Source organism: Nocardioides fonticola (assembly GCF_039536805.1).
Classification (GTDB): domain Bacteria; phylum Actinomycetota; class Actinomycetes; order Propionibacteriales; family Nocardioidaceae; genus Nocardioides; species Nocardioides fonticola.
This window is the reverse complement of record NZ_BAAAZH010000017.1, coordinates 207,207-230,348: the sequence shown is the minus strand read 5'-3', so window position 1 is coordinate 230,348 and position 23,142 is coordinate 207,207. Positions and strand designations below refer to the sequence as shown.

Here is a 23,142-nt window from a genome sequence, read left to right as displayed (position 1 = left end):
CGTCGTCGGTGAACTCTCGGTGCCGTGTCCAGAGTCACTCGAAACTGGCTCTGACCTGGGCAAATGCTGTGGTTACCGTGCTGCTGCCGGTGCTCCCCGGGGCATCGGAACGCTCCCTCCCCGCCCTGCTGTCGACCACCCGAGAGGTTCTGCGATGAACCGACCGTCGGGCGCTTCGGCGTCCCTGTCCCCGCTCGTGCTCCCGGCCCGCGACGTCGCGCCCCGGACGCCCCACTTCTCGCTGCCGACCCGTGTCGTGCGGAGCACCGCACTGGCCCGGCGGTTCAACCGACTGGCGCGCAGCCAACAGACCACCGTCGAGGTCGTGCTCGCGTTCGTGATGCCCCCGCTGCTCGGGTTCCTCGTCTACCTGCCCCTCGCACGGTGGGCTCCGGCCGTGGCGTCGACCTGGTTCTGGCTGCTGTTCGGGGCCATGGTGGTGACCACGCTGATGATCCTGCTGGAGATCGCCCGGGCGCACCGGTTCCCCGAGCCGCCGGTCGGGCGGGTCGCGGACGCCGACCTCCCGCGCGTCGCCACCGTCGTCGCCGCCTACCTGCCCAACGAGGAGGCCACCCTCGAGGACGCGCTGCGCGCCCACCTCGCGATGGACTACCCGGTCGGCCGGCACGTCGTCGTCCTGGCCTACAACACGCCCGAGCCGATGGCGCTCGAGGCGCGGCTGGCCGACTGGTCGATGACCGAGGGGCGGCTGCTGGTCGTCAAGGTGGCCGGGTCGACGTCGAAGGTCGAGAACGTCGAGGCGGCGCTGCGTCTGCTCGAGGGGGAGGTCGACGTGATCGGCATCTTCGACGCCGACCACCACCCGCACCCGATGGCGGCCCGCCGGGCGGCCCAGTGGATCGGCGATGCGGCGGGCGAGCGCCGCTTCGACGTCGTGCAGGGTCAGTGCGCGATCCGCAACGTCGAGGAGTCCTGGGTCACCAAGCTCGTCGCGGCGGAGTTCGCGACCCTGTACGCGGTGGCCCACCCGGGCCGCACGGTCGTCAACGACTTCGGCATCTTCGGCGGCAGCAACGGCTGGTGGCGGGCACCGGTGCTCCAGGAGCTCCGCCTGGACCGGCACATGCTGACCGAGGACATCGACGTGACCGCCCGCGCCCTGGCCGCCGGCCACCGGCTCGGCACCGATCCGCGCATCCTGTCCACCGAACTGGCGCCCGTGACCTGGTCGGCCCTGTGGCGGCAGCGGATGCGCTGGTCGCAGGGCTGGTTGGAGGTCAGCCTGCGGCACCTGCCCACCCTGATGGCCGACCGTCGGCTCAGCGCCGTGCAGCGCCGCGGCATCGGCTTCCTGTTCGGCTGGCGCATCGTCCACCCGTGGCTGGCCACCCAGATGCTGCCGCTCGTCGCGGCCCAGGTGCTGGTCGGGCCGGGCCCGATCCACCCGTTCCTGCCCTTCTTCCTGCTCACGGGCCTGCTGATCAACGGCACGCCGGTCGCCCAGGCGATCGCCGGCAACCGGCTGGCGTCCCCGGGGATCGCGCACCGTCCGCGTCTCTTCGCCGGCTTCGCCCTGCTCAGCATCGCCTTCTACGCCGAGGCGAAGATGGTCGGCAACCGGGCGGCCCTGGTCCGCCACCTCCTCGGCACCCACACGTGGGATGTCACGACCCGCGGGCGCGACCGCCGTCCGGCCCGCACGATCGGCACGGCCATGCCCGCGGGCGGGCCGGCGCTGGCGATGCGCGAGGCGTCGTGAGCGCCCGCACCCACGGCTTCGGCCGCGCGTCGGTGCGGCCGGGTGCCCGGGCCTCCTTCAAGGTCCGCGGCGTCGAGGGCTGGCGCGGGGCCGCCTGCCTGCTCGTCGTCGCCTACCACGTCTGGCAGAACATGGACGTCGACGGCGACGGCCTGGGTCCCGTCGGGGGGAATCCCCATCTGTTGAGCGCGATCCTGTCCGTCGACGTGGTGGTCGACCTGTTCTTCGTGCTCTCGGGACTGCTGCTGTTCCTGCCCTTCGCCCACGCCGCGCTCGACGACGACCGCCCGGTGCCGAGCCGGCGGGAGTTCCTCTGGCGCCGCTGCGTGCGGCTCTTCCCCGTGTACTGGGTGCTGGTGCTGCTGTGCTGGAGCACCCGCAACTTCGGCCTCGGGACGGCGCAGTGGCGCGACCTGCTGGAGCACCTGGCCCTCGTGCAGGCCTTCGACTCCGAGCGGATCTTCTACACGATCGGGCCCGCGTGGACGCTGTCGATCGAGTGGATCTTCTACCTCTCCCTGGCCGCCATCGGTCCGGCCACGGTGCTGTGGGTGCGGCGGCTGCGTGATCGGGGCGATCGCGTGACCCGTCTGCTGATCGTGCTCGCCCTCGTCGCGGCCGCCTCGCTGCTGTTCAAGCTGAACGTGCAGTGGGTCTGGCAGATCCCCGTCACCGACTGGGCCTGGCGGTTCGGCCCGGCCGCCAAGGCCGACGACTTCGCCCTGGGCATGGCGCTGGCCGTCGTCATGGTGGCCCTCGGCGATCGGCGTCCGCCTCTCGTCGTGACGCCGCTGCTGGCCGCGGCCGGCGCCGCGCTGATCTACAACGCCCGGGTACGCACCGTGCCCGATCCCGACTCCCTGCTGGTGATCTGGCGGCACCCGATGGCGGCTCTGGGCTGGTGCCTGGTGCTGGCCGCGATCATGACCTGCCGCAGCGACGCCCCGGCCCGTTGGATCGACAACGCCGTCGCCGTCCGGATCTCGATCCTGGCCTACACGATCTACCTCGTGCACGAGCCGGTGATCCTGCTCTTCGTCGACCTCGGCCTGCTGCCCGCCGACCCGTCGTACTACCCGGTCAACCTGCTGGCGGTGACGGTCGCGACCATCGGGGCCGCCTGGGTCCTCCACCGCGCCGTGGAGGAGCCGTGGGTCGATCTGGCCGCGCTCCAGGCGCGTGGCGGCGGACGCCGCGACCTCTATGCCGAGATCGCCGATCATGCGCCGCCCGTGGCCGGCAGCGTCGCGGGCACCAGCCTGCTGCGCGGTCGGGTGCTCCAGGCACGGGGCACGCGCGCCGCGAGCGTCGTGGTCGAGACCGCGGGCGGGGTCCGCTGATGCGCGCCCTGTTCCTGGTGCGCGCCGGCGTCTCCGCGCTCGCGATGGGTGGGCTGGTGGCCCTGGCGTGGGGTCCGGCCCAGTACCTGCGCGACGACCGCACCGCGGCTCCGTCGATCCGCACGGTCGTGCTGGGCAGCGCCCCCGACGCGCCGTCCGCGCTGACGGCCTGGCCGACCGGCGTCGTCGACACCGCCGAGCTCGTCCCCGGGCGCGCCGCGGCCGGCATCGAGCCGACGGCGTTGCCGGTGACGGCGGCCGAGGCCGCAGCGGCCGCCGGGCGCCCCGACACGATCACCGTCGTCGGGACGCCGTCCGCCGATGCCGTCACCGGGGTCGGCGCGGTCGTCACCGAAGCCGACGTCGACCTCCTCGCGGCGCTCCCCGAGCCTCGTCGCACCGCCGATGTCCGCTTCCTCGTCGATCCCTCCGGCGCCGCGCTCTCGGTGGTCGGCGTCGACGGCGCGCCGGACCGGGGGGCCACACTCGTCGACGCGGCCTCCGATCGCACGACGCGCACCGCGCTGGACGGTCACGGCGAGGTCGCCGACCTGCTGCGCGTGTGGGCGCAGGTACGGCCCGAGATCACCGCCCTGGTGCCCTCGGCCTCCGGCGGGCCGGCGGCGAGCATCCTCGCGGCCACCGGCGTCGACCCGGGTCTGGCCACGCCGGTGCTCACGCCCGGCACCCGCCCGTGGCGGACCGTGGTCGCTCGCACCGTCACCCGCGAACTGCTGCCGGCGCTGGCCCACGGCCGGGCGCCGGTGTCGCCGGCGCTGCTGGCGCAGCGCTCGCCGGCCGGACTGGTCACGATCGCCGACGGCTCGGCCCGCCTGACCGCCCGCGGTGCCGCCTACGCGGTCGCCGCGCGGGTCGTGCAGCCCGGGAGCCGTGCGATGGCCGTGCGGGCGCCCGACGACCTCGTGGCGCAGGCCTACGCCCGTCCGGGCGGCGGCGCCTCCTTGCTGGTCTGGAATCCCGGCGCCGCCCGCACCCTCGTCCTCCAGTTCCCCGCAGGCGACCACGCGCTCCGGCTCGAGCTGCCCGTCGGGGCCGGTGCGCTGACCGGTGTGGTGCTGGCGCCCCGGTGAGGTGGGCGGTCAGGCGGGCGAGCCGGCCGGCGATCGTCGCCGGGGCGAGCGTGCTCATCCTCGTCGCCGCGGCCGCACTCGTGGGCGCGCTCCGGCACCGGGACGGCGCGTCGGGCTGCCCGGACCTCCTCCTCGTGGGGGCGCGCGGGTCGGGTGAACGTGTCGATGAGGCCGTGCCGTCCGGCTTCGGTCGTGAGGCCGCCACCCTCGCCCGCGCGGTGACCGAGGCGGCCGGTGGGCGCGGCTGGAGCACCGACGCCGTCGGCGTCGACTATCCCGCGATCCCCGAACCGGAGGCCCGCGCCGACCACGCCGCGTTCGAGGCGAGCGTCGCCGCCGGGGCCGAGGACGCCGTCGCGATCCTGCGTGCCCGAGCGACCTGCGCCGCGACCCGGATCGTCCTGATCGGCAGCAGCCAGGGCGCGGTGGTGATGCACCGCGCCGCCCGCGAGCTGGCCACCGACGACCGGCCGGCGGACGCCCTGCTCGGGGTCGTGCTGCTCGGCGATCCGACCCGGAGCCGCCGCGAGGCCGGGGTGGAGTTCCGCGACCTCGACGGTGTCGCCGAGCACGACGGCTTCCTGGCGGCCCGAGGGTCGGGAGCCGACGACGTCCTCGCTTCCGGGCTCGGCGCCGGGCGGGTGCTGGAGGTGTGCAGCGCGGCCGACACGGTGTGCTCGGCCCCCGACCCGGGTTGGTCCTCCCTCACGGTCTCCGAGGCCCACCACACCGCCTACACGCGCCCGGAGGTCCTCGCTGCCGTCGTCGCCTGGCTGGCCGAGCGTCCCGATCCGATCGCCGGACGCTGAGCTGTGCGGAGTGCCCCCTAGGCCCCCGAGGTCGGGCCGAGCGACCCTCGGGTCGGAGCCGCCGCGCCCGTACCCTGGCGGGGTGAGGACACCGCGCATCGTGCAGGGAGGCCGGCTCGCCGGGCTCGCCCTGGCGATCGTGCTCGGCATCCTCGGGATGCACGTGCTCGCCGGCGGCGACCACGCCGCGATGGGGGCGTCCGGCATGAGCGGCATGTCCGGCATGCCCGGCATGCCCGGCACCGCCGACATGCCCGCGCACCAGCACGCTGCCGCGAGCGGGCTCGCGGTCGCCACCGCGGCGGTGCTCGACCCCGGCACGGACGCCGGCGGCGGTTCCCCGCTCATGGTCTGCGCCCTCATGATCGCCGGCGGTCTCGTCATCGCCCTCGCCGCCGCACGTGGCCGGGGCCGCGCGCTGCGGCGTCCGCCCGGGTCAGGGCCGCTGTCGGCGGTCGGGGCGGCGGTCGTGCGGGCCGGCTGGCCACCCCCCGGCGCGGGTCCGCCCCCGTCGTCCTGGCGGTTCTCGGTGGTGCGGTGCTGATCGGTCGGTGACCACCCCCGCCCGATCACCGCTCGACCCACCGCTCGACCTCTGCTCGAGCATCCGAGAACCGAGGAGAACCACATGCAGCACACCACCCGCCGGCGGCGCCTCGCGTCGCTGGCCCTGATCGGCGCCCTCACCGGCGCCCTGGGCACCGGCCTGGCCGCGTGCTCCGACAGCGACGCCGGCGGCAGCGATTCCGCCGCCGACCCGGGCTCGTCCACCACCTCCGGCGCGGCCGAATCCCGCGCCCACAACGACGCCGACGTCGCCTTCGCCCAGCAGATGGTGCCCCACCACCAGCAGGCGCTGGAGATGGTCGACCTGACGCAGGGCCGTACGCTGCCCGACGACGTCCGCACCCTCGTCGACGGCATCGCGGCGGCCCAGGCCCCCGAGATCGCCACCATGACCGGCTGGCTCACCGCCTGGGGCGAGCCCTCGCCGTCCGCCTCGGGCGGCCATGCGGGTCACGACATGGGCGACATGGGCGACATGGGCGACATGGGCGACATGGAAGAGATGGACGGGATGGACATGTCGGGCGCCGACGGCATGCCCGGCATGATGACCGACGCGCAGATGGCCCAGTTGGAGGCTGCCCCGGACGCCGACTTCACCCGGCTGTGGCTCCAGATGATGATCGAGCACCACCGCGGCGCGGTCGAGATGGCCCGCACCGAGCTCGAGCAGGGCGAGTACCCGCCGGCGATCGCGCTGGCGCAGAGCATCATCGACTCCCAGACCACCGAGATCCGCACGATGCAGCGGCTCCTGGGCTGAGCCCGACGAGCGGCCGCTGCCGGCTCCCGACGCCGAGCGCGGGAGGTCACGGGTAGCTGATGCCCGTGACCTCCTCGCTGATCTCCCACAGCCGGCGCTGGGCGTCGGTGTCGCGGGAGAGCCGGTTGCTGGTGGTGATCTGCGCGGGGCCGACCATCTCCGCGACGCCGCTCGGGCCGCAGTAGGTGCCGCCGGGCAGGTCGGCGGTCGCCGCCATCAGCGTGGGCCAGGCGCCGGCCGCGGCCGACTGGGAGATCGCCCGGATGGCGGCGTCGAGGATGGTGGCGATCCCGCCGCGCGAACGCCCGTACTGGCCGTTCGCGGCGAGGTGGGTGCCGGCGAACCCGGGGTGCGCGGCCATGCCGAGCACGGGGACGCCGGCTGCGCGCGCCCGGCGGTCGAACTCGTAGGCGAAGAGCAGGTTGGCCAGCTTCGTCTGGCCGTAGACATGCCAGCGGGAGTAGCGGCCCTGCTGCACGCGCGGGTCGCCGAGGGGTGCCGAGCGGGCGATCTTGTGCATGTTGGAGGCGAGGTTGACCACGCGCCCGTGGCCGCTCTCCACCAGTTGCGGCAGCAGCAGGCCGGTGAGCAGGAAGGGCCCGAAGTGGTTGGTCGCCATCTGCTGCTCGAGCCCGTCGGCCGTGCGCTGGTAGGGCGTGCCCATGATGCCGGCGTTGTTGACGAGCACGTCGATCGCGCCGAACCGGGCGGCGTCCGCGGCGGCGGCGCGCACCGAGCCGAGGTCGGAGAGGTCGATCACCAGCTGCTCGAGGTCGGCGGCCGGCACCTCGGCGGTGATCGCGGCTGCCGACTCCTCGATCTTCGCCGGCGTGCGCCCGGCGAGCACGACCCGGGCGCCCCGGCGCGCCAGTTCGAGCGCGGTGAAGTAGCCCAGGCCGCCGAGGGTCGGGCCGGTGACGACCACGGTGCGGCCGCTCTGGTCGGGGATGTCGGCCAGGCCCCAGGGGCGGGCCTCGGTGGCGCTCACGGCGTGGTCGCCATCGACGCGACGAGCTGCTCGCCGAGCGCGGTGTCGCCGGTGAGCACGACCCGGGTCGGCTCGGCCTCGCGGCGGCCGCCGGCGAGCACGAGGAAGGACTCCCGGTCGGTGCTCACCCGCACCGTCGGCTGCTCGGGGACGACGTCGAGCCGGCGTCCGCGACCGTCGTCGCCGACCCCGAAGGCGTACGGCGCGTGGCCCTCGATCTCCAGCACGGCCGTGGTGCCGGTCGGCGCGCCGACCTTCTTGGCCAGCACGAAGCCGAAGGACTCCGCCAGGTAGTCGGCGGTGTGCACGGCGCCGGGGGAGTCGAGGTTGCCCGGACGTCCGACGGCACGGCGGATGTCCTGCTCGTGGAGGAAGACATCGAGCGGGCGGTTGCGCAACAGCGTCCGCCAGGTCCACGGGACGCCGCCGAAGACGCGCTCGGGGACGGCGTCGGGGTCGGTCGGCGGATCGGCGAGCAGCTGCTCGTGCCGGGCGGCGGTGTGGGTGCGGATCTCCTCGATGATCTGCGCCGGCGGCGTCGTGCGCCGGTTGATGACGCCGATCTCGGTGTACATGCCCATGAGCCCGGTGATGTGCGGCGCCTCGGGCACCTCCGCGTGCTCCTCCTCGCCGGTGGCGAGCACCCGCTCGAGGTGGGCCGTGTGGGCCGCGACGGCACGGACGTCCCAGCCGGGCAGGTCGGTGGGGGTGTCCCAGTCGGCGTCGTCGAGGCTCTCGAGCAGCTCGAGGAGGTCGCCGACGCTGTGCCACCAGACGTCGACGTACGGGGCCAGTTCGCTCATGGGCGCCACTGTAGGGGCGTCGCTGACAGGTGTCAGGAGCCCCATCGCACCGCGAGCACCGCGATGTCGTCGGCGCGGCCCCCGCCGGTCACCCGGGTCAGGACGCCGTCGAGCAGATCGTCGAGGGACGCCGCACCGCCACCGGCGGCGACCTCCTCGACGGCCCCGCGCAGCCGATCGAGGCCGTCGTCGAGGTGTTCGCGCCCGCGCTCGATCAGACCGTCGGTGTAGAGCAGCAGCACCGACCCGGCCGGCACCGCCAGGGTGCGGTCGTCGCGGTCGGTGCCGGGCGCGACGCCGAGCATGAGGTCGACGCCGTCGGGCGTGGTCGGCTCCAGCAGCCGGGTCGTGCCGTCGAGGCCGAGCAACACGGGCGGCGGATGGCCGGCGCTGGCCCAGGCGAGCTGCCAGGAGCTGTCACCGGCGTCTTCGGAGCCGCCGGGGCGCAGGTGGGCGACGACGGCGGTGGCGAGGGTGTCCAGCCCCAGGCCGTCGAGCGCCAGGTCGAGGCTGGTGAGGGTGGCGGCCGGACCGCCCGATCCGCTCCAGGCCAGCGCCCGCAGCACGGTGCGCACCTGCCCCATCGCGGCGGCGGCGTGCACGTCGTGGCCGACCACGTCGCCGACCGTGACCGCGCAGCCGCCGTCGGGCAGCGCGACGGCGTCGTACCAGTCGCCGCCGACCCGGTCGCGGGAGTCGGCCGGCAGGTACCGCGCGGCCACCTCGACCCCGGGGATCGGCCGCAGACGCGGCAGCAGGGACTGCTGGAGGGTGATGAGCGCGTCGAGCCGCTCCTGGAGCAGCGCGGCCCGCTGGAGGGCTTGGGCTGTGTAGGAGGCCAGCGCCTCCAACATCGGCCGGTCGTCGGCGGCGCGGGTCGGTGCCTCCCACCGCAGGTCCAGGACGCCGAGGGTCTGCTCGCCCACCGTCAGCGGCAGGAGCAGCACGAGAGGTCCGGCCGTGCCGACCGGGCGGCCGATCGGGCCGTCGGCCGCGCCGGTTTCGGGCCCGGCCCCCACGGAGGAGCCGCCCAGCACCGCCACCAGGCCGTGCGGGCCGCGGTCGTGGCTGAGCGGCACCCGGAGTGCTGGGACGTCGTCCCGGCCGCGGGGGAGCAGCAGGCGCAGGTGGTCGTCCTCGAGGAGCCACAGGTCGGCGTCCGAGCAGCCGAGCTGGATGAGCGCGACCAGCTCGACGGCATGGGCGACGTCGGCCTGCGAGCGGGTCGCCGAGAGGGATTCGCTGAGGCTCAGCAGGGTCAGGCCGCGGCGGGACTCGGCCTCCGCCGCGTCGGGTGCGGTCGCGGTGCTGCGGCCGGCTGCCGGCGCGGCGGTGTCGAGGGCGGCGACCCGGGCCAGCTCCTCGAGGTCGGCGAGCTCCTCGGAGGACCAGGTGCGGGGATCCTCGTGCCAGGCCAGCAGGACGGCGTGCACCCCCGCCTCGTCGTCCGGCTCGGCCTGTCCGGCGGTCGGGAGCGGGACGGCGAGGCACGCGCCGGCGCCGAGCTCGGCCAGGGCCGAGACGACACGTGGGTCGGCCTCGATGGTGCGGTCGGCGACGACGAGCGCCTCCGCGGTGGCCGCCACGAGGCGGGCGAGCGCGGCCTGCGGGGTGCGGTCGCGGCCGACGGCGACCAGCTCGGCGCCGGTGCATCCGAGCAGCCGAGCGACCCACGCGGTGTACCGCTCGCCCACCCGGCCACGGTAGCCGCCCGCGTGCGGGGGCTCACCGGTTCCGGGGGAGACTGGACGCATGCGTGTGCGAGCCCCTGAACTCCTCGGCCGCGGCTGGCTGAACACCGCCGGCGAACTGTCCCTGCGCGACCTGCGCGGCCGGTTCGTGCTCCTCGACTTCTGGACCTTCTGCTGCATCAACTGCCTGCACGTGCTCGACGAGCTGCGGCCGGTGGAGGAGACTTACGCCGAGGAGCTCGTCGTCATCGGCGTGCACTCCCCGAAGTTCGTGCACGAGGCCGACCCGGTCGCGCTGGCCGCGGCGGTGGAGCGGTACGGCGTCCACCACCCGGTGCTCGACGACCCCGACCTGGTGACCTGGCAGGCCTACACCGCCCGCGCCTGGCCGACCCTCGTGCTCGTCGACCCCGAGGGCTACGTGGTCGCCCAGTACGCCGGCGAGGGTCACGCCCACGCGATCGACGCGCTCCTTGCCGAGCTCGTCCCGCAGCATCGCGAGCGGGGCACCCTCCAGCCGGGCGACTCCCCGTACGTGGCCCCCGAGGTCGAGGCCACCGATCTGCGGTTCCCCGCGGCCGCCGTCCCGCTTCCCGGTGGTGATGGCGGCGGCGTCCTGGTGGCCGATGCCGGTCACGACGAGGTCGTCGTCCTCGACGCCGAGGGTGCCGTGGTGCGGCGCATCGGCGGCTTCCGCGAGCCCAACGGCGTGTGCCTGCTGCCCGCCGAGGTCGCCGCCGAGGTCGGCTACGACGCCGTCGTCGCCGACACCGTCGGCCACCGTGTCTGGGGGCTCGAGATCGCCACCGGCGCCACGCGCGTGCTCGCCGGCGACGGCACGCAGTGGATGCAGGGCGACAGCCTCGAGCGGCTCTCCTCCCCGTGGGACGTCGCGTGGTGGCAGGAGCGCATCTGGATCGCGATGGCCGGCCTGCACCAGCTGTGGACCCTCGACCCGCGCACCGGCGAGGTCGCCGTGGCCGCCGGCACCACCAACGAGGGACTGCTCGACGGTCCGCTCGCCGAGGCGTGGTTCGCCCAGACCTCGCGGCTCGCGCCCGACGGCGACCGGCTCTGGATCGCCGACTCCGAGACCTCCGCCCTGCGCTACGTGCAGGACGGCGCCGTGCACACCGTCGTCGGCTCGGGCCTCTTCGACTTCGGCTTCCGCGACGGCCCCGTCGACCAGGCGCTGTTCCAGCACCCGCTCGGCGTCACGGTGCTGCCCGACGGGTCGATCGCGGTCTGCGACACCTACAACGGCGCCGTGCGCCGCGTCGACGTCGCCGCCGGCGAGCTCTCGACCCTGGCCCGCGACCTCGCCGAGCCGTCGGCCGCCTACCTTGACCCGGCCGACCCCGGCGTGCTCGTCGTCGTGGAGTCCGCCGCCCACCGGCTCGAGCGCATCGCCCTGGGGGCGGCGTCCTCGGTCGACGGGTTCTCCCACACCACGCAGCGCCCCGTCACCGATGTCGGTGCCGCCCTCGAGCTCACCATCACCTTCGCCCCGCCGCCGGGTCAGAAGGTCGACGACCGCTTCGGCCCGGCCACCCAGCTGATCGTCGAGGCCACCCCGCCGTCCCTGTTGCGCTCGGGCGACGGCCGCGGCACCGACCTCACCCGCACGATCGTGCTCGACCCCGCCGTGGGCGACGGCGTCCTGCACGTGGCCGCCCGGGCCGCGTCCTGCGACGCCGACGGCGGCGAGGGCGCCGCCTGCCGGATGCACCAGCAGGACTGGGGCATCCCCGTGCGCGTCGTCGCCGAGGGGCCGGGCGAGCTGGTGCTGCCGCTGGGCGGGGTGTGAGGGCTGCAGGTTTCCCCGGTCAGCCGGGGAAACCTGATGTTGTGGGGCGAAACTTCACCCCACAACATCAGGTTTCACCCCACAAGTCCGACCTCGGACGACGTCTGGCCTCAGGGCCGGTACTGCCAGGTGTCGACCAGCACCTCGTGCGCCTCGAGCCGCTCCTGGGTGCGGTGCGGGTCGGCCGCGGCGACGCCGTCGATGAGCGCCGAGAGCAGCAGCAGCGGCGCGGTGTGGGTGTCGAAGACGAGTCCGGTGCCGACCGGGGCGGTGAGCACGTGCGTGGCCTCGGCGGCGAAGTCGACGTAGGGGTCGTCGACGACCAGCACGGTCGTGAGTCCGAGGGCCGCGGCATGGCGCAGTGCCGCCACCGTGGCGGCCGGGTAGCGCGGCATCGCGACGACCACCAGCGTGCTGCGTCGCTCGGACGCCGCGAGCACGGTGATGCGGTCGAGCAGGGTGTCGGCCTCGATGACCACCCGCACGTCGTCGTGGATGCGGGCGGCGAAGTAGGCGCCGTAGCGGGCGATCGCCGTCGAGGCCCGCAGCCCCAGGAAGGCCCAGGTCTCGCTGTCGACCAGCGCCTCGACCGCACCGGCCAGCGCCTCCGACCGCAGCACGGGTCGCACGCGGTCGAGGGTCGCCTGCGCCTCGTCGACGGCGTCCGGCCCGCCGGCCGGCAGCACCCGGACGGCGCGCTCCCCGGAGCCGAGGGCGATCTCGCGCACCTGCTCGCGGAAGTCGGCGTAGCTGGCGAAGCCCAGCGTGGCGGCGAAGCGGGTGACGCTCGGCTGGCTCACCCCGGCGCGCGCCGCCGCCTCGGAGGTGGAGAGGAAGGCCGCGTCGGGCATGGTGTCGGCCAGGAACTGCGCCACCCGGCGCTGCGCCGGCGAGAGCCGGTGCTCGCGACACCGGTCGATCAGCCACGCGCGCGCGGCATCGCCCGGCATCGCCTCCGACCGCGCCACCCCGCTCACCCGCCCATCATCCCCTCACCCGCGTCGAAAGGCGGCATCAGACATGCGGCACGACCGCCCCGCCGGCCCACCCGCCGACCACCCCGCCAGCCCCAGCGACCTCCCCAGCGACCCCGGCGACCAGGTCTGGCTCCGGTTCGTCTCCGGGCCCGACATCGAGGCGATCGCCCTCACCCCGGCCGAGATCGTCGAGGCCGTCGCCGACGTGGTGGCCGCACACGGCCGCGGCGAGACCGTCTTCGAGCCGCGCACCCATCTCGTCACCCGCGATGACGGGCGCGGCCACTTCAACGTGCTGCGCGGTCACGTCTCGACCCTCGGCGAGCGCGGCGTCGCCGGGGTGAAGGTCGTCGGCGACTTCGTCGACAACCACACCCTCGGCCTGCCCTCCGAGCTCGCGCTGCTCACCCTCTACGACCCCACCACCGGCGTCCCCCTCGCGATCCTCGACGCCACCCTCATCACCGAGGTGCGCACCGGTGCCATGACGGCCGTCGGGGCCCGTCACCTCGCCCGTCGCGACGCCCGGGTGCTGGGACACGTCGGCGCCCGCGGGACGGCGTTCAGCAACGTGGTCATGCTCGACGCCGCGTTCGATCTCGAGGAGATCCGGGTGACCAGTCGCCGTCCGGAGTCCCGCGAGGCGTTCGCGGAGCGGCTGCGGGAGGTCACCAGCACCCCGGTGGTGGTCACCGACTCGATCGCCGACACGCTCGCCGGTGCCGACATCGCGGTCGAGGCCACCCGCCTCGTCGAGCCCGCGCCGCTCGTCACCTGCGACCTGCTGGCCCCCGGGAGTCTGCTCATCCCCTACGGCACCGTCTCGGCGCTGGCCCCCGACCTCCTCGACGTCGTCGACAAGGTCGTGGTCGACGACTGGCGCGAGGCCCAGGCCGGCGAGTTCGGTGCCCTGCGGCCGCATCTGCGGTCCGGCGCCCTCACCCGCGAGACCCTCCACGCCGAGATCGGCGAGATCGCCACCGGTGCCCGACCCGGACGCGAGGACGACGCCGAACGGATCCTCTTCTGGCACCGCGGCCTGTCGATCCTCGACGTCGCCGTCGGGCACCTGCTGCTGCGTCGAGCGGAGGCAGCCGGCCTCGGCACCCTGGTGCGGATGCGATGACGGAGCGGAGCGAGGTCGCGGCCCGGTGGTCGAGGTGCGACGAGCGCCAGCGAGGAGCCGCGAGACCCGGTGAGGGAACCGCCCACGGCGCCCTCCCGGCCCACCGCCCTGCACCGGTGCGGGGGTCTCGCGGGTCGGCGCCGGGGCGCCTCCCACCTCGACCACCGGGCGGGGCGACGCGATGACCGGGCTGACGGAGCCCACCGGGCCCACCGGACCCACCGGCCCGACGATCACCATCACCACCCCCGACGCCCTCGACGCCGCCGCCGTCCGGGCCGTCGCCGCGGGCGCGCGGCTCCACCTCGACGACGCGCTGCTCGCGGCGGTGGGGGAGCGGCGGGCGGCCGCCGTCGCGGCCCTGGCGGAGGGTGCCCCGGCCTACGGCGTCACCTCGGGCATGGGCGCGCTGGCCGATCGGCGGCTGACCGCCGAGGAGCAGGCCGGCCACTCGGTGCGTCTCATGGCGGCCCGGGCGGTGGGGGAGGCGCCGTGGCTGGAGCAGCCGGAGTCCCGTGCGCTCGTGGCCGTGCGGCTGCGCACCCTCCTGCACCCTGAGTCCGGCGTCTCCGCCGACCTCTGCGCGCGCCTGGCCGCCCTCCTCGGGCGGCCCGATCCGCTGCCGCCGGTGCCGCGCACCGGCAACGGAGCGGCGGGCGAGATCCTGCCGCTCGCCCACGCCTGGGCCGACCTCGCGGCCGACGGGCTCGGCCCGAAGGAGGGCATCGCGCTGCTGGCGGGCACCCCGCTCGCCACCGCCCTCGCCCTGCTGCGGGCCGAGGAGACCCGGGTGCTCGCCCACCAGGCGGTGCTCGCCGCGGCGGGTGCCATCGCGGTCGCCGGGGTGCCGCACGACCCCTACCGACCCGAGCTCGCCCGGGACGACGACGTCCTCGCCGGGGTGCTCGCCGACCTCGGCCGTCGGCTCGGCGACGCACCCGACCCCACGCTCCGGCGCCACCTCCAGGCACCGGTCTCGCTGCGCGTCGTCGGCCCGGTGCTCGCCGCCGTGCACCGCGCGGCGACCGCGCTCGAGGACGCCGCCGCGCGGGCGCTGTGCGGGGTCACCGACTCGCCGGCCTTCCTCGACGACGCGTTCGTGGGCACGCCCGGCTTCCACGGCATCGACCTCGCGGCGACGGCCGCCGGCGCTCGGTACGCGGTCGTGCACGCGGCCGCGGTCGGCGCGGCACGGGTGCACCGGCTGCTCGACCCGGAGGTCACCGGACTGCCGGCGCAGCTCAGCGCCGACCCCGGACCCCAGGCGGGTCTGACGCCGCTGCACAAGCGGCTCGTCGGCGAGGTCCGCGCGGTCGCCGACGGCGGCGTCCCGCTGCCGATGGAGACCTCCCAGGGGCAGGAGGACGTGCAGTCCTTCGCCCTGGAGGAGTCCGAGCGCCTGCGGGTGGCCCTGGGCGCGTGGCGCACGGTGCTCGCCGGCGAGCTGCTCGCCGTCCATCAGGCGCGGCTGCTCGGTGCGCCGGTGCCCACCGCCCTCCAGCCGGCTCTCGACGAGGTCGCCGCGGTGCTCCCGGAGGGGGCCGACGACCGCCCGCGCGGAACCGATCTGGCGGCGATCAGCGCGCTGCTGGCGGCCGGCTGGTCGTCCCCCGCACCACCAGCCGCGGGGCGATGACGGCGACGCTGGGTCCGGTGTGGTGGTCGAGCGCGTCGAGCAGCATCGTCACCGCGGTCTCGACCACCTGCTCGTGGTCCCAGCTGACGGTGGTGAGGCCCGGGCCCACGAGGTCGGCCTCCTCGACGTCCTCGAAGCCGACCACGGAGAGGTCGTCGGGCACCCGCAGGCCGGAGCGGCGGGCGGCGCGCAGGACGTCGAACGCATAGCCGTCGCTGAGGCAGAAGACCGCGGTGGCTCCCGTGCGCACCAGGGCCGCGGCCACGCGCTCGATCGGTGCGTCGGGGTCGGCGCCCGCAGGCGGCACCCGCAGCAGCTCGACGGTCAGCCCGCGTGCACGGGCCGCCTCGCGCACCGACGTCTCGGCGGGGCGATCGGGGGTGCTGGGTCGTTCGGGCAGCAGCACGAGCAGACGGCGGTGGCCCAGCGCGGCGAGGTGGTCGACCACGAGCGCGAAGCCGGCGGCGTTGTCGAAGACGACCGCCGAGGCGGACGGCGCCTCGGCGAGCCGGTCGCCGATGGCGACGAGGGGCGTGGAGCGGGCCACCTCCTCCCAGTGCGGCGCGAAGGGATCGAGGGCCGCCACGAGCAGGCCGTCGGCCCGCTGCTCGGCCAGTAGGTCGAGCAGGGCGCGCTCGCGGTCGGCGTCGCCGTCGGCATCGGTGAGCAGGGCCCGCCGGTCGCGGGCGATCAGGGCCCGCACGAGGTCGGTCGCGAGCGCCCGGTGCCAGGTGTCGCGGGTCGAGCCGCACAGCACGGCGAGCGTGCCGGAGCGGCCGTTGGCCAGCGCCCGGGCGATCGGATCGACCTGGTAGCCGAGCGCCTCGGCGGCGGCCTGTACGCGGGCCCGGGTCTCGGCCGACCCCCGCTGCCCGCGCAGGGCGTAGCTGACCGTGGCCGGGGAGAGGCCGACAGCGTCCGCGACGTCCTGCAACGTGGGGCGCTTGGTCACCCCGGCAGCCTACGGCGCGCCGACCGCGGGCTCGGCGGTTCCGGTTGCCGGGAGGGAGCAGCGGGCCGTACCCTGGTGATGTGAAGCGCTTCCCATAAAAGTCGATCGACTTACACCAACACTGGTGGTCGGGTGCGCTGCGCGAGGAGCTGGGCCGCCTCGGGCTGCTCGCGGGCACCACGCTGCGTCTCGACGGCGAGCCGCCCTACGAGCTCGACCTCGCCGACCACGACCTCGCCGCCCGCCGTCATCAGGACGAGCAGGACGGCGTCGCGCTCACCCTCTACTCCCTCTCCAGTCCGCTGGGCCTGGAGACGCTGCCGCCCGAGCGGGCCGAACCGGTGCTCGCGGCCTGGCACGCCGGCGCCGACGACCTGCCCGCGGGCACGGGTCTGTGGGCGGCGGCCGCGCTGGTCGAGCCCGACCTCGACCGCCTCGCCGGCGACCTCGCCCGGCCCGGGGTCGTCGGGCTCCAGGTCCCGGCCACCGCCCTGGCCACCCCGGCCCGCCTGGAGGTACTGGCGCCGGTGCTCGCCGTCGCCGAGGCGGCCGACCGTCCCGTGCTCGTGCACCCCGGACCTGCCGCAGCATCCGGCCCGGCCGCTGCTCCGGCCGCTGCTCCGGCGGCGTCCGCCGAGGAGCTGCCGACCTGGTGGCCCGCGCTCACCGACTACGTCGCCCAACTCCAGGCCGCCTGGTTCGCCTGGCATGTGGCGGGCCGCCGGCTGCTGCCCCACCTGCGCATCTGCTTCGTCGCCCTCGCCGGCCTCGCACCGCTGTTCCACGAACGGCTCGACCAGCGCGGCGGCCGGCTGGGCGCCATCGACCCCGGGGTCTTCTACGAGACCTCCTCCTTCGGTCCCCGTGCCGTCGACGCCGTCGTCCGCGTCGTGGGCGTCGACCCGATCGTGCACGGCTCCGACCGGCCCTACGCCCACCCCACCGACCCCGGTCTGGGCGATGCCTTCGCCCACGCCCTCTTCGTCGCCAATCCCGCCCGCCTGCTAGGAGTCGCCCGATGACCACCCCGGCCGCCACCGCCGAGCCGACCAGCCCCGCCGCCACGTCCGCCGCGATCGCCGTCGACCGGCTTCCCGCCCCTCCGGGCCGGGTGCTGGAGCAGGCCGAACTGGCGGCCTGGGTGGCGCAGCTGGCCGCCGATCCCGAGGCCTGGCAGCACCTCGTCGAGCACGAGCACGGACGTCGCCACTACGTCTCGCTCTACCGCGACGCCGACATCGACGTCTGGCTGCTGTGCTGGAACACCGACGACGACACCGGCTGGCACGACCACGACTCCTCCTCTGGAGCGGTCGCGGTCACGCGGGGCGCCGTCCTGGAGCACCGACCGCGGCTGGGCGGCGACCCGCACACCCGCATCGTCGAGGCCGGGCGCACCTTCTCCTTCGGGCCCGAGCACATCCACCGCATGGCCGGCGCCGTCGACGGCTCGGTCTCGATCCACGCCTACAGCCCGCCGCTGTGGCGCATGGGCCAGTACGCCATCAGCCCGTCGGGCACGATGCGCCGCTACTCGGTCTCCTACGCCGACGAGCTGCGCCCGCTCGACGGCCCGCTCGACCGTGACGCCGTCCAGGACGCCGTCCAAGGCGACGCCGAGGACGCCGCCGGTGGTGCCGGGGCCGCGGGTCAGTCCCCCGCGTAGGTCGCGATGACCGCGGCGGTCGCCTCGATCTCCGGCCCGAGCACGTGGTCGGAGCGCACGTCGGGCACGACCTGCTCGACCTCGGCGAGCAGTCGCGCGCCGTGGGTGCCCGGAGCGGGCGCCCGCTCGGGTGCGAGCCGCAGGGCGCGGACGGCGGCCACCACCTCGCACGCGAGCAGATGCGGCACCAGCCCGACGAGGTCGCGGCCGGCCAGGGCGGCCTGGGTCGCGTGACTGGCCGACTCCTCCAGGCCGAGGGAGACCACGGTGCGGCCGTCGGTCACCGGACGGGCGAGGGGCCGTGCGCGGGCCAGCAGATCGGCGGCCACGTACTCGAGGATCATCAGCCCGGAGCTGCCGGCTGGTCCGTCGGCCAGGAAGTCGGGCAGGTCGGTCAGGCGGGAGTCCAGCAGAGCGCCGAGCCGCGCCACCGAGAGCGTCAGTGCCGGCACCCAGGCGCTGCGCAGGCCGTCGAGGCACACCGCCAGTCGCTGGGTCGCGAACTGGCCGTGGTGCAGCCGCTCGTCGTCGACGACCAGCGGGTTCTCGGTGGCGGCGTCGATCTCGGCGTCGAGCGCGTCGGCGAGCGCGGCGTGGGCGGCCACGAGCGGGCCGTGCACCTGCGGCACCGTGCGCAGACCGAACGGGTCCTGCACGCGCGCCGCCGGGCCGGCGTCCTCGAGGAGGGCGAGCAGGCGGGCCGCCACCCGGCTCGCCCAGGGGTCGCGACGCGCGGCGAACACCCGGGGGTCGTAGGCCTCCAGCGACCCGCGCAGGGCCCGGTGGGAGAGCGCCGCGATCTCGGCGAGGGTGTCCTCGAAACGCCGCAGATCGGCCAGGGCGAGGGTGGCGACCGCCGCGGTCGCGGCGTTGCTGCTGAGGAAGGGCAGGGCGTCGGTCGCCGCGACGTCGACCGGGGGGACGCCGGCGTCCGCCCGCCAGGGCAGGTGCCCGGCGAGGGTGAGGCCGAGCTCGGCGAGCACCGTGAGGTCGCCGGTGCCGATGCCGCCGACCTCGTGCAGCCGCGGGATCGCACCCTGGCGCAGTGCCGTCGCGAGGCCCTCGACCAGAGCGGGGGAGACGCCCGCACCGCCCCGGGTCAGCTGGTGGAGGCGGATGAGCATGACCGCGCGGGCGGTCGCGTCGTCGTACTCCGCTCCGACGCCGGCCGCGTGGCTGCGCCACAGGCGCAGCGCGTGACCCACCGCCGTCCGCTCGTCGGCCACCACCTCGACGTGCCGCAGGGCGCCGACGCCGGTGGTGAGCCCGTAGACGGTGCCGGTGGTGCTGATCCGCTCGAGGGTCGCGTGGGCGCCGGCCACCCGTTCGTGCTCGCGGGGTCCCCACGGGGTGGGGAAGGGTCGGGACGGATCGCGAGCCCAGGCGGCCACCTCGGCCGCGGACAGGACCGGGTCGGACGCAGGATCGATCGCCACCACAGTCACATCCTATTCAGTCCCATGTTAATTCTGAATGAAGCTATTCACTCGCGCTGGACCGGCCCCTCATACTGATCCAGGCCGACCCGGCCGGAGCGGAGGATGCACGATGATCGAGTTCGACCAGGTGTCCAAGAGGTACGCCGACGGCACTCTGGCGGTCGGCGACCTCAGCATGACGGCACCGAGCGGCGCCATCACCGTCTTCGTCGGTCCCTCCGGCTGCGGCAAGACCACCTCGCTGCGCATGATCAACCGGATGGTCGAGCCCACGTCCGGCACGATCCGCATCGACGGCGAGGACGTCACCGCCCAGGACCCCGCCCTGCTGCGGCGTCGCATCGGCTACGTGATCCAGCACGCCGGCCTCTTCCCGCACCGCACCGTGCTCGACAACGTCGCCACGGTGCCGGTGCTCGAGGGCGTCTCGCGCGCCGAGGCCCGCCGCCGCGCGGGCGAGCTGCTCGAACGCGTCGGCCTGACCGCCGCCATGGGCAAGCGCTACCCCGCGCAGCTCTCGGGCGGGCAGCAGCAGCGCGTCGGGGTCGCCCGGGCCCTGGCCGCCGACCCGCCGGTCATGCTCATGGACGAGCCGTTCTCGGCCGTCGACCCCGTCGTCCGCGAGAGCCTGCAGCAGGAGTTCCTGCGGTTGCAGGGGGAGCTGGGCAAGACCATCGTCATGGTCACCCACGACATCGACGAGGCGATCAAGCTCGGCGACCACGTCGCCGTCTTCGCCGAGGGCGGCCGCCTCGCCCAGTTCGCCACGCCCGAGGACCTCCTCGCCGCGCCGGCCGACGAGTTCGTCGCCGGGTTCGTCGGCCGCGACCGCGGCTACCGCGGGCTGTCCTTCGCCTCCGCCGCCGACCTGCCGCTCGAGCCCACGACCACCGAGATCGAGGGCCTCGTGCTCGTGCTCGACGACGGCCGCCCCGTCGGGTGGCAGGACGCCGCCGGGCGCCGGCTGCCCACCGAGGGCACCTTCGGCTCCGCCGACAGCCTGCGTGCCGTCGCCGACCTCGCGATCCTCTCCCCGGCCGGTGCCGCCGTCCGGGTCGACGCCGAGGGCCGCGCGGAGGGCGTCGTCCGCCAGGCCGTGGTCGCCGAGGCGGTACGCCGCCGCCAGCTCGACCGGCTCGGGGGCGGTGCATGAACCTGCTCTCCGAGATCGTCGACTACCTGCAGATCAACGGCGACGACGTCCGCGAGGCGCTGGTGCAGCACCTCTACCTCGCCCTGGTGCCGGTGGTGATCGCCTTCGTGCTCTCGCTGCCGCTGGGCTGGGCGGTCGTCCGGTACGGCTGGGTGCGCCACCCCGTGCTCACGCTGAGCAGCATCGTCTACACGATCCCCTCGCTGGCCCTGCTGCTCCTGCTGCCGGGCATCCTGCACACCTCGATCCTCGACCGGAACAACGTGGTCGTGGCGCTGACGATCTACAGCCTCGCCCTCCTGGTGCGCAGCACCGCCGACGGGTTGCGCTCGGTCGACGCCGGCGTGGTCGCCTCGGCCACCGCCATGGGCTATCGCCCGGTGCGGCGCTGGTTCGCCGTCGACCTCCCGCTCTCGCTGCCGGTCGTGCTGGCGGGGCTCCGGGTCGCCACCGTCACCAACGTCAGCCTGGTCAGCATCGCCGCCCTCATCGGCATCGGCGGGCTCGGCCAGCTGTTCACCCGCGGCTTCCAGCTCAACTTCTACGCGCCCCCGATCGTGATCGGCCTGGTGCTCTCGGTGGCGATCGCGCTCGTGCTCGACGTCCTCATCGTGCTGGCCCAGCGCCTGCTCACCCCCTGGTCGCGGATCGGGGTGTCGCGATGACGACGCAGGTCTTGCCGGTGGTCGAGGTGGGAGGTGCCCCGGCGCCGACCCGTCCGGTGGTCTCGCGGCTCCTCGCTGGCGCTCGTCGCACCTCGACCACCGGGTGGACGGAGGACGACGCGATGAGTGAGCGGAGCGAGCTCATGATGGATGCTCTCGTCGCGACCGGAGCGCCAGCGGAGGTGACGCGATGAGCCTGGACTTCCTGCTCGACGGCGCGAACTGGTCGGGCCCGGAGGGCTTCCCGAACCGCATCCTCGAGCACTTGGGCTACTCGGGCGTGGCCCTGGCCCTCGCCCTGATCATCGCCCTGCCGATCGGCCTCTACATCGGCCACACGGGCCGGGGCGCCTTCGTGGCGATCAACCTCGGCAACGCCGGCCGGGCGCTGCCGACCCTCGGCGTCCTCATGCTGGTGCTGGCGATCTCCGGCATCGGGCTGCGTCCGGTGATCGTGGCGCTCGTCGTGCTGGCCGTCCCGCCGCTGCTCACCTCGACCTACGCGGGCCTGCGCTCGGTCGATCCCGCCACCGTCGACGCCGCTCGGGGCATCGGTCTGCGCGAGTGGCAGATCGTGCTCGGCGTCGAGGTGCCGATCGCGCTCCCGGTGATCATCGGCGGCGTGCGCTCGGCCGTCCTCCAGGTCGTCTCGACGGCGACCATCGCCGCCTACGTCGGCCAGGGCGGCCTGGGCCGCTACCTGTTCGACGGCCTCGCGCTCGCCGACTACCCGCGTATCGTCGCCGGAGCCGTCGTGCTGGCGGTGCTCGCGGTGGTCATCGACCTCCTGCTGGCGCTCTTCCAGCGCGCCGTCGTCTCACCCGGCGTCGACGGCCGGGCGGCGCGCCGGCGTCGTCCGACCCTCCCCGATCCCGCCTCCGCCCCGGCGCAGGCGTAGCCCCATCCCGACCCCACACCCCGAGAGGTGACACGACATGTCACGACGCACCACCACGGCCTTCCTGGGCCTCGCCGCGGCCGCCGCCCTCACGCTGAGCGCGTGCGGGTCCGACGACTCCGGCTCCGACCCGTTCTCCTCCGGCGACACCGAGGCCGGGACGATCGTCGTGGGCTCGGCGAACTTCCCCGAGAACGAGCTCCTCATGGACATCTACGCGGGCGCCCTGGAGGCCAAGGGCCTCGACGTCGAGACCAAGCCCAACATCGGCGCGCGCGAGGTCTACCTCAAGGCCTTCGAGGACGGCGACATCGGCCTGCTGCCCGAGTACAACGGCGCGCTGCTCAGCTACCTCTCCGGCCCTGACGGCGTCGCCAAGGGCATCACGTCCCCGGAGGACGTCTACGACGCCCTCCAGAAGGTGCTCCCGGAGGGGGCCGAGACCCTGCCGCAGTCCGACGCCGAGGACAAGGACACCCTGACGGTCACCGCCGAGACGGCCGAGAAGTACGGCCTGTCCTCGATCGCCGACCTGACGCCGGTGGCCGACCAGCTCGTCGTCGGTGCCGGGCCGGAGTGGCGTCAGCGCTACCAGGGCCTGGTGGGCCTCAAGGACCTCTACGGCATCACCTTCAAGGAGTTCAAGCCGCTGGACGCCGGCGGCCCGCTCACCATCGCCGCGCTGAAGGACGGCTCGATCGACGTCGCGAACGTCTTCTCGACCGACCCCAACATCGCCGCGAACAACTGGGTGGTGCTCAGCGACCCGGAGAACCTCTACCTCGCCGAGAACATCGTCCCGCTCATCAAGTCCGACCTGGTGACCCCCGAGGTGACCGACGCCCTGAATGCCGTCTCGGCCGCGCTGACGACCGAGAACCTCACCGAGCTGATGAAGCAGGTCGTTCTCGACAAGCAGGACCCGAAGACGGTCGCGGAGAAGTTCCTGGCCGACAACGGCCTCAACGGCTGATACCAGGGGGGGCATGAGGGACCGATAAGTTAGGGTGCCCTCATGCCCTCCCCCACTGGTGCAGCCCCCGCGATC

22 protein-coding genes are annotated in these 23,142 nt (G+C 74.8%); 15 read left to right on the top strand and 7 right to left on the bottom strand.

Annotated elements, in window-relative coordinates; genetic code table 11:
* The first annotated feature begins 154 nt into the window (after positions 1-154).
* The 6 genes from ABD671_RS13335 to ABD671_RS13310 all read left to right on the top strand — a co-directional run bounded on the left by ABD671_RS13335 (position 155) and on the right by ABD671_RS13310 (position 6,293).
* Entirely contained in the window at positions 155-1,723 is a 1,569-nt protein-coding gene (locus ABD671_RS13335; protein WP_344733883.1) for a glycosyltransferase family 2 protein, read from the top strand.
* Positions 1,720-3,063, top strand: a complete 1,344-nt coding sequence (locus ABD671_RS13330; protein ID WP_344733882.1) for an acyltransferase family protein — start codon at positions 1,720-1,722, stop codon at positions 3,061-3,063. Before ABD671_RS13335 ends, ABD671_RS13330 begins: the two co-directional genes overlap by 4 nt.
* Positions 3,063-4,154: a hypothetical protein gene (locus ABD671_RS13325; RefSeq protein WP_344733881.1), complete on the top strand. Its 1,092-nt coding sequence runs from the start codon at positions 3,063-3,065 to the stop codon at positions 4,152-4,154. The genes ABD671_RS13330 and ABD671_RS13325 overlap by 1 nt, the downstream gene beginning before the upstream one ends.
* The gene (locus ABD671_RS13320) at positions 4,151-4,963 is read left to right on the top strand and encodes a cutinase family protein (protein ID WP_344733880.1); all 813 of its coding nucleotides are present in this window, start codon (positions 4,151-4,153) and stop codon (positions 4,961-4,963) included. Before ABD671_RS13325 ends, ABD671_RS13320 begins: the two co-directional genes overlap by 4 nt.
* An 82-nt stretch (positions 4,964-5,045) precedes the next feature.
* Positions 5,046-5,507, top strand: a complete 462-nt coding sequence (locus tag ABD671_RS13315; protein ID WP_344733879.1) for a hypothetical protein — start codon at positions 5,046-5,048, stop codon at positions 5,505-5,507.
* Positions 5,508-5,591: 84 nt separating this feature from the next.
* Complete coding sequence (locus ABD671_RS13310) at positions 5,592-6,293, top strand: DUF305 domain-containing protein (RefSeq protein WP_344733877.1); 702 nt, start codon at positions 5,592-5,594, stop codon at positions 6,291-6,293.
* A gap of 46 nt (positions 6,294-6,339) precedes the next feature.
* Here the strand turns inward: ABD671_RS13310 and ABD671_RS13305 are convergent, their stop codons facing one another.
* The 3 genes from ABD671_RS13305 to ABD671_RS13295 are packed head-to-tail and all read right to left on the bottom strand — an operon-like array spanning position 6,340 to position 9,778.
* Positions 6,340-7,281: an oxidoreductase gene (locus ABD671_RS13305; RefSeq protein WP_344733876.1), complete on the bottom strand. Its 942-nt coding sequence runs from the start codon at positions 7,279-7,281 to the stop codon at positions 6,340-6,342.
* Positions 7,278-8,084, bottom strand: a complete 807-nt coding sequence (locus tag ABD671_RS13300; RefSeq protein WP_344733875.1) for a maleylpyruvate isomerase family mycothiol-dependent enzyme — start codon at positions 8,082-8,084, stop codon at positions 7,278-7,280. Before ABD671_RS13300 ends, ABD671_RS13305 begins: the two co-directional genes overlap by 4 nt.
* A gap of 32 nt (positions 8,085-8,116) precedes the next feature.
* A complete protein-coding gene (locus ABD671_RS13295; RefSeq protein ID WP_344733874.1) occupies positions 8,117-9,778 on the bottom strand; it encodes a SpoIIE family protein phosphatase in 1,662 nt (553 codons plus the stop codon).
* 58 nt (positions 9,779-9,836) lie between these two features.
* Between ABD671_RS13295 and ABD671_RS13290 the strand changes: the two genes are divergently transcribed.
* On the top strand, positions 9,837-11,582 hold the full coding sequence (locus ABD671_RS13290; protein ID WP_344733873.1) for a thioredoxin-like domain-containing protein: 1,746 nt from the start codon (positions 9,837-9,839) through the stop codon (positions 11,580-11,582).
* Positions 11,583-11,692: 110 nt separating this feature from the next.
* Here ABD671_RS13290 and ABD671_RS13285 read toward each other — a convergent pair whose 3' ends face one another.
* Positions 11,693-12,559 (bottom strand): MurR/RpiR family transcriptional regulator, encoded by an 867-nt coding sequence (locus ABD671_RS13285; RefSeq protein WP_344733872.1) that lies wholly within the window; start codon positions 12,557-12,559, stop codon positions 11,693-11,695.
* A 43-nt stretch (positions 12,560-12,602) separates the two neighbouring features.
* Between ABD671_RS13285 and ABD671_RS13280 the strand changes: the two genes are divergently transcribed.
* Both ABD671_RS13280 and ABD671_RS13275 read left to right on the top strand, forming a co-directional pair.
* Positions 12,603-13,685 (top strand): ornithine cyclodeaminase family protein, encoded by a 1,083-nt coding sequence (locus ABD671_RS13280; protein WP_344733871.1) that lies wholly within the window; start codon positions 12,603-12,605, stop codon positions 13,683-13,685.
* A gap of 181 nt (positions 13,686-13,866) precedes the next feature.
* A complete protein-coding gene (locus ABD671_RS13275; RefSeq protein WP_344733870.1) occupies positions 13,867-15,321 on the top strand; it encodes an aromatic amino acid lyase in 1,455 nt (484 codons plus the stop codon).
* Here ABD671_RS13275 and ABD671_RS13270 read toward each other — a convergent pair.
* Both ABD671_RS13270 and ABD671_RS13265 read right to left on the bottom strand, forming a co-directional pair.
* A complete protein-coding gene (locus tag ABD671_RS13270; protein ID WP_344733869.1) occupies positions 15,263-16,273 on the bottom strand; it encodes a LacI family DNA-binding transcriptional regulator in 1,011 nt (336 codons plus the stop codon). The genes ABD671_RS13275 and ABD671_RS13270 overlap by 59 nt on opposite strands.
* Before the next feature lie 110 nt (positions 16,274-16,383).
* On the bottom strand, positions 16,384-16,632 hold the full coding sequence (locus ABD671_RS13265) for a hypothetical protein (RefSeq protein ID WP_344733868.1): 249 nt from the start codon (positions 16,630-16,632) through the stop codon (positions 16,384-16,386).
* Here ABD671_RS13265 and ABD671_RS13260 point away from each other — a divergent pair.
* Together ABD671_RS13260 and ABD671_RS13255 are read left to right on the top strand one after the other, a co-directional pair.
* Positions 16,615-17,295, top strand: a complete 681-nt coding sequence (locus ABD671_RS13260) for an amidohydrolase family protein (protein ID WP_344733867.1) — start codon at positions 16,615-16,617, stop codon at positions 17,293-17,295. The two genes, ABD671_RS13265 and ABD671_RS13260, sit on opposite strands and share 18 nt — an antisense overlap.
* On the top strand, positions 17,292-17,939 hold the full coding sequence (locus ABD671_RS13255; protein WP_344733866.1) for a cysteine dioxygenase: 648 nt from the start codon (positions 17,292-17,294) through the stop codon (positions 17,937-17,939). Before ABD671_RS13260 ends, ABD671_RS13255 begins: the two co-directional genes overlap by 4 nt.
* On the opposite strand, the gene ABD671_RS13250 is transcribed toward ABD671_RS13255, so the two are convergent.
* Complete coding sequence (locus ABD671_RS13250) at positions 17,924-19,375, bottom strand: aromatic amino acid ammonia-lyase (protein WP_344733865.1); 1,452 nt, start codon at positions 19,373-19,375, stop codon at positions 17,924-17,926. The two genes, ABD671_RS13255 and ABD671_RS13250, sit on opposite strands and share 16 nt — an antisense overlap.
* Positions 19,376-19,487: 112 nt before the next feature.
* Here ABD671_RS13250 and ABD671_RS13245 point away from each other — a divergent pair, with 112 nt between their 5' ends.
* From ABD671_RS13245 to ABD671_RS13230, 4 genes are all read left to right on the top strand, one after another.
* Positions 19,488-20,531, top strand: coding sequence for an ABC transporter ATP-binding protein (locus tag ABD671_RS13245; protein ID WP_344733864.1), 1,044 nt, complete (start codon positions 19,488-19,490; stop codon positions 20,529-20,531).
* Positions 20,528-21,196 (top strand): ABC transporter permease, encoded by a 669-nt coding sequence (locus tag ABD671_RS13240; protein WP_344733863.1) that lies wholly within the window; start codon positions 20,528-20,530, stop codon positions 21,194-21,196. Before ABD671_RS13245 ends, ABD671_RS13240 begins: the two co-directional genes overlap by 4 nt.
* Positions 21,197-21,386: 190 nt before the next feature.
* On the top strand, positions 21,387-22,094 hold the full coding sequence (locus tag ABD671_RS13235) for an ABC transporter permease (protein WP_344733862.1): 708 nt from the start codon (positions 21,387-21,389) through the stop codon (positions 22,092-22,094).
* 37 nt (positions 22,095-22,131) lie between these two features.
* A complete protein-coding gene (locus ABD671_RS13230; RefSeq protein WP_344733861.1) occupies positions 22,132-23,067 on the top strand; it encodes an ABC transporter substrate-binding protein in 936 nt (311 codons plus the stop codon).
* Positions 23,068-23,142: the final 75 nt, after the last annotated feature.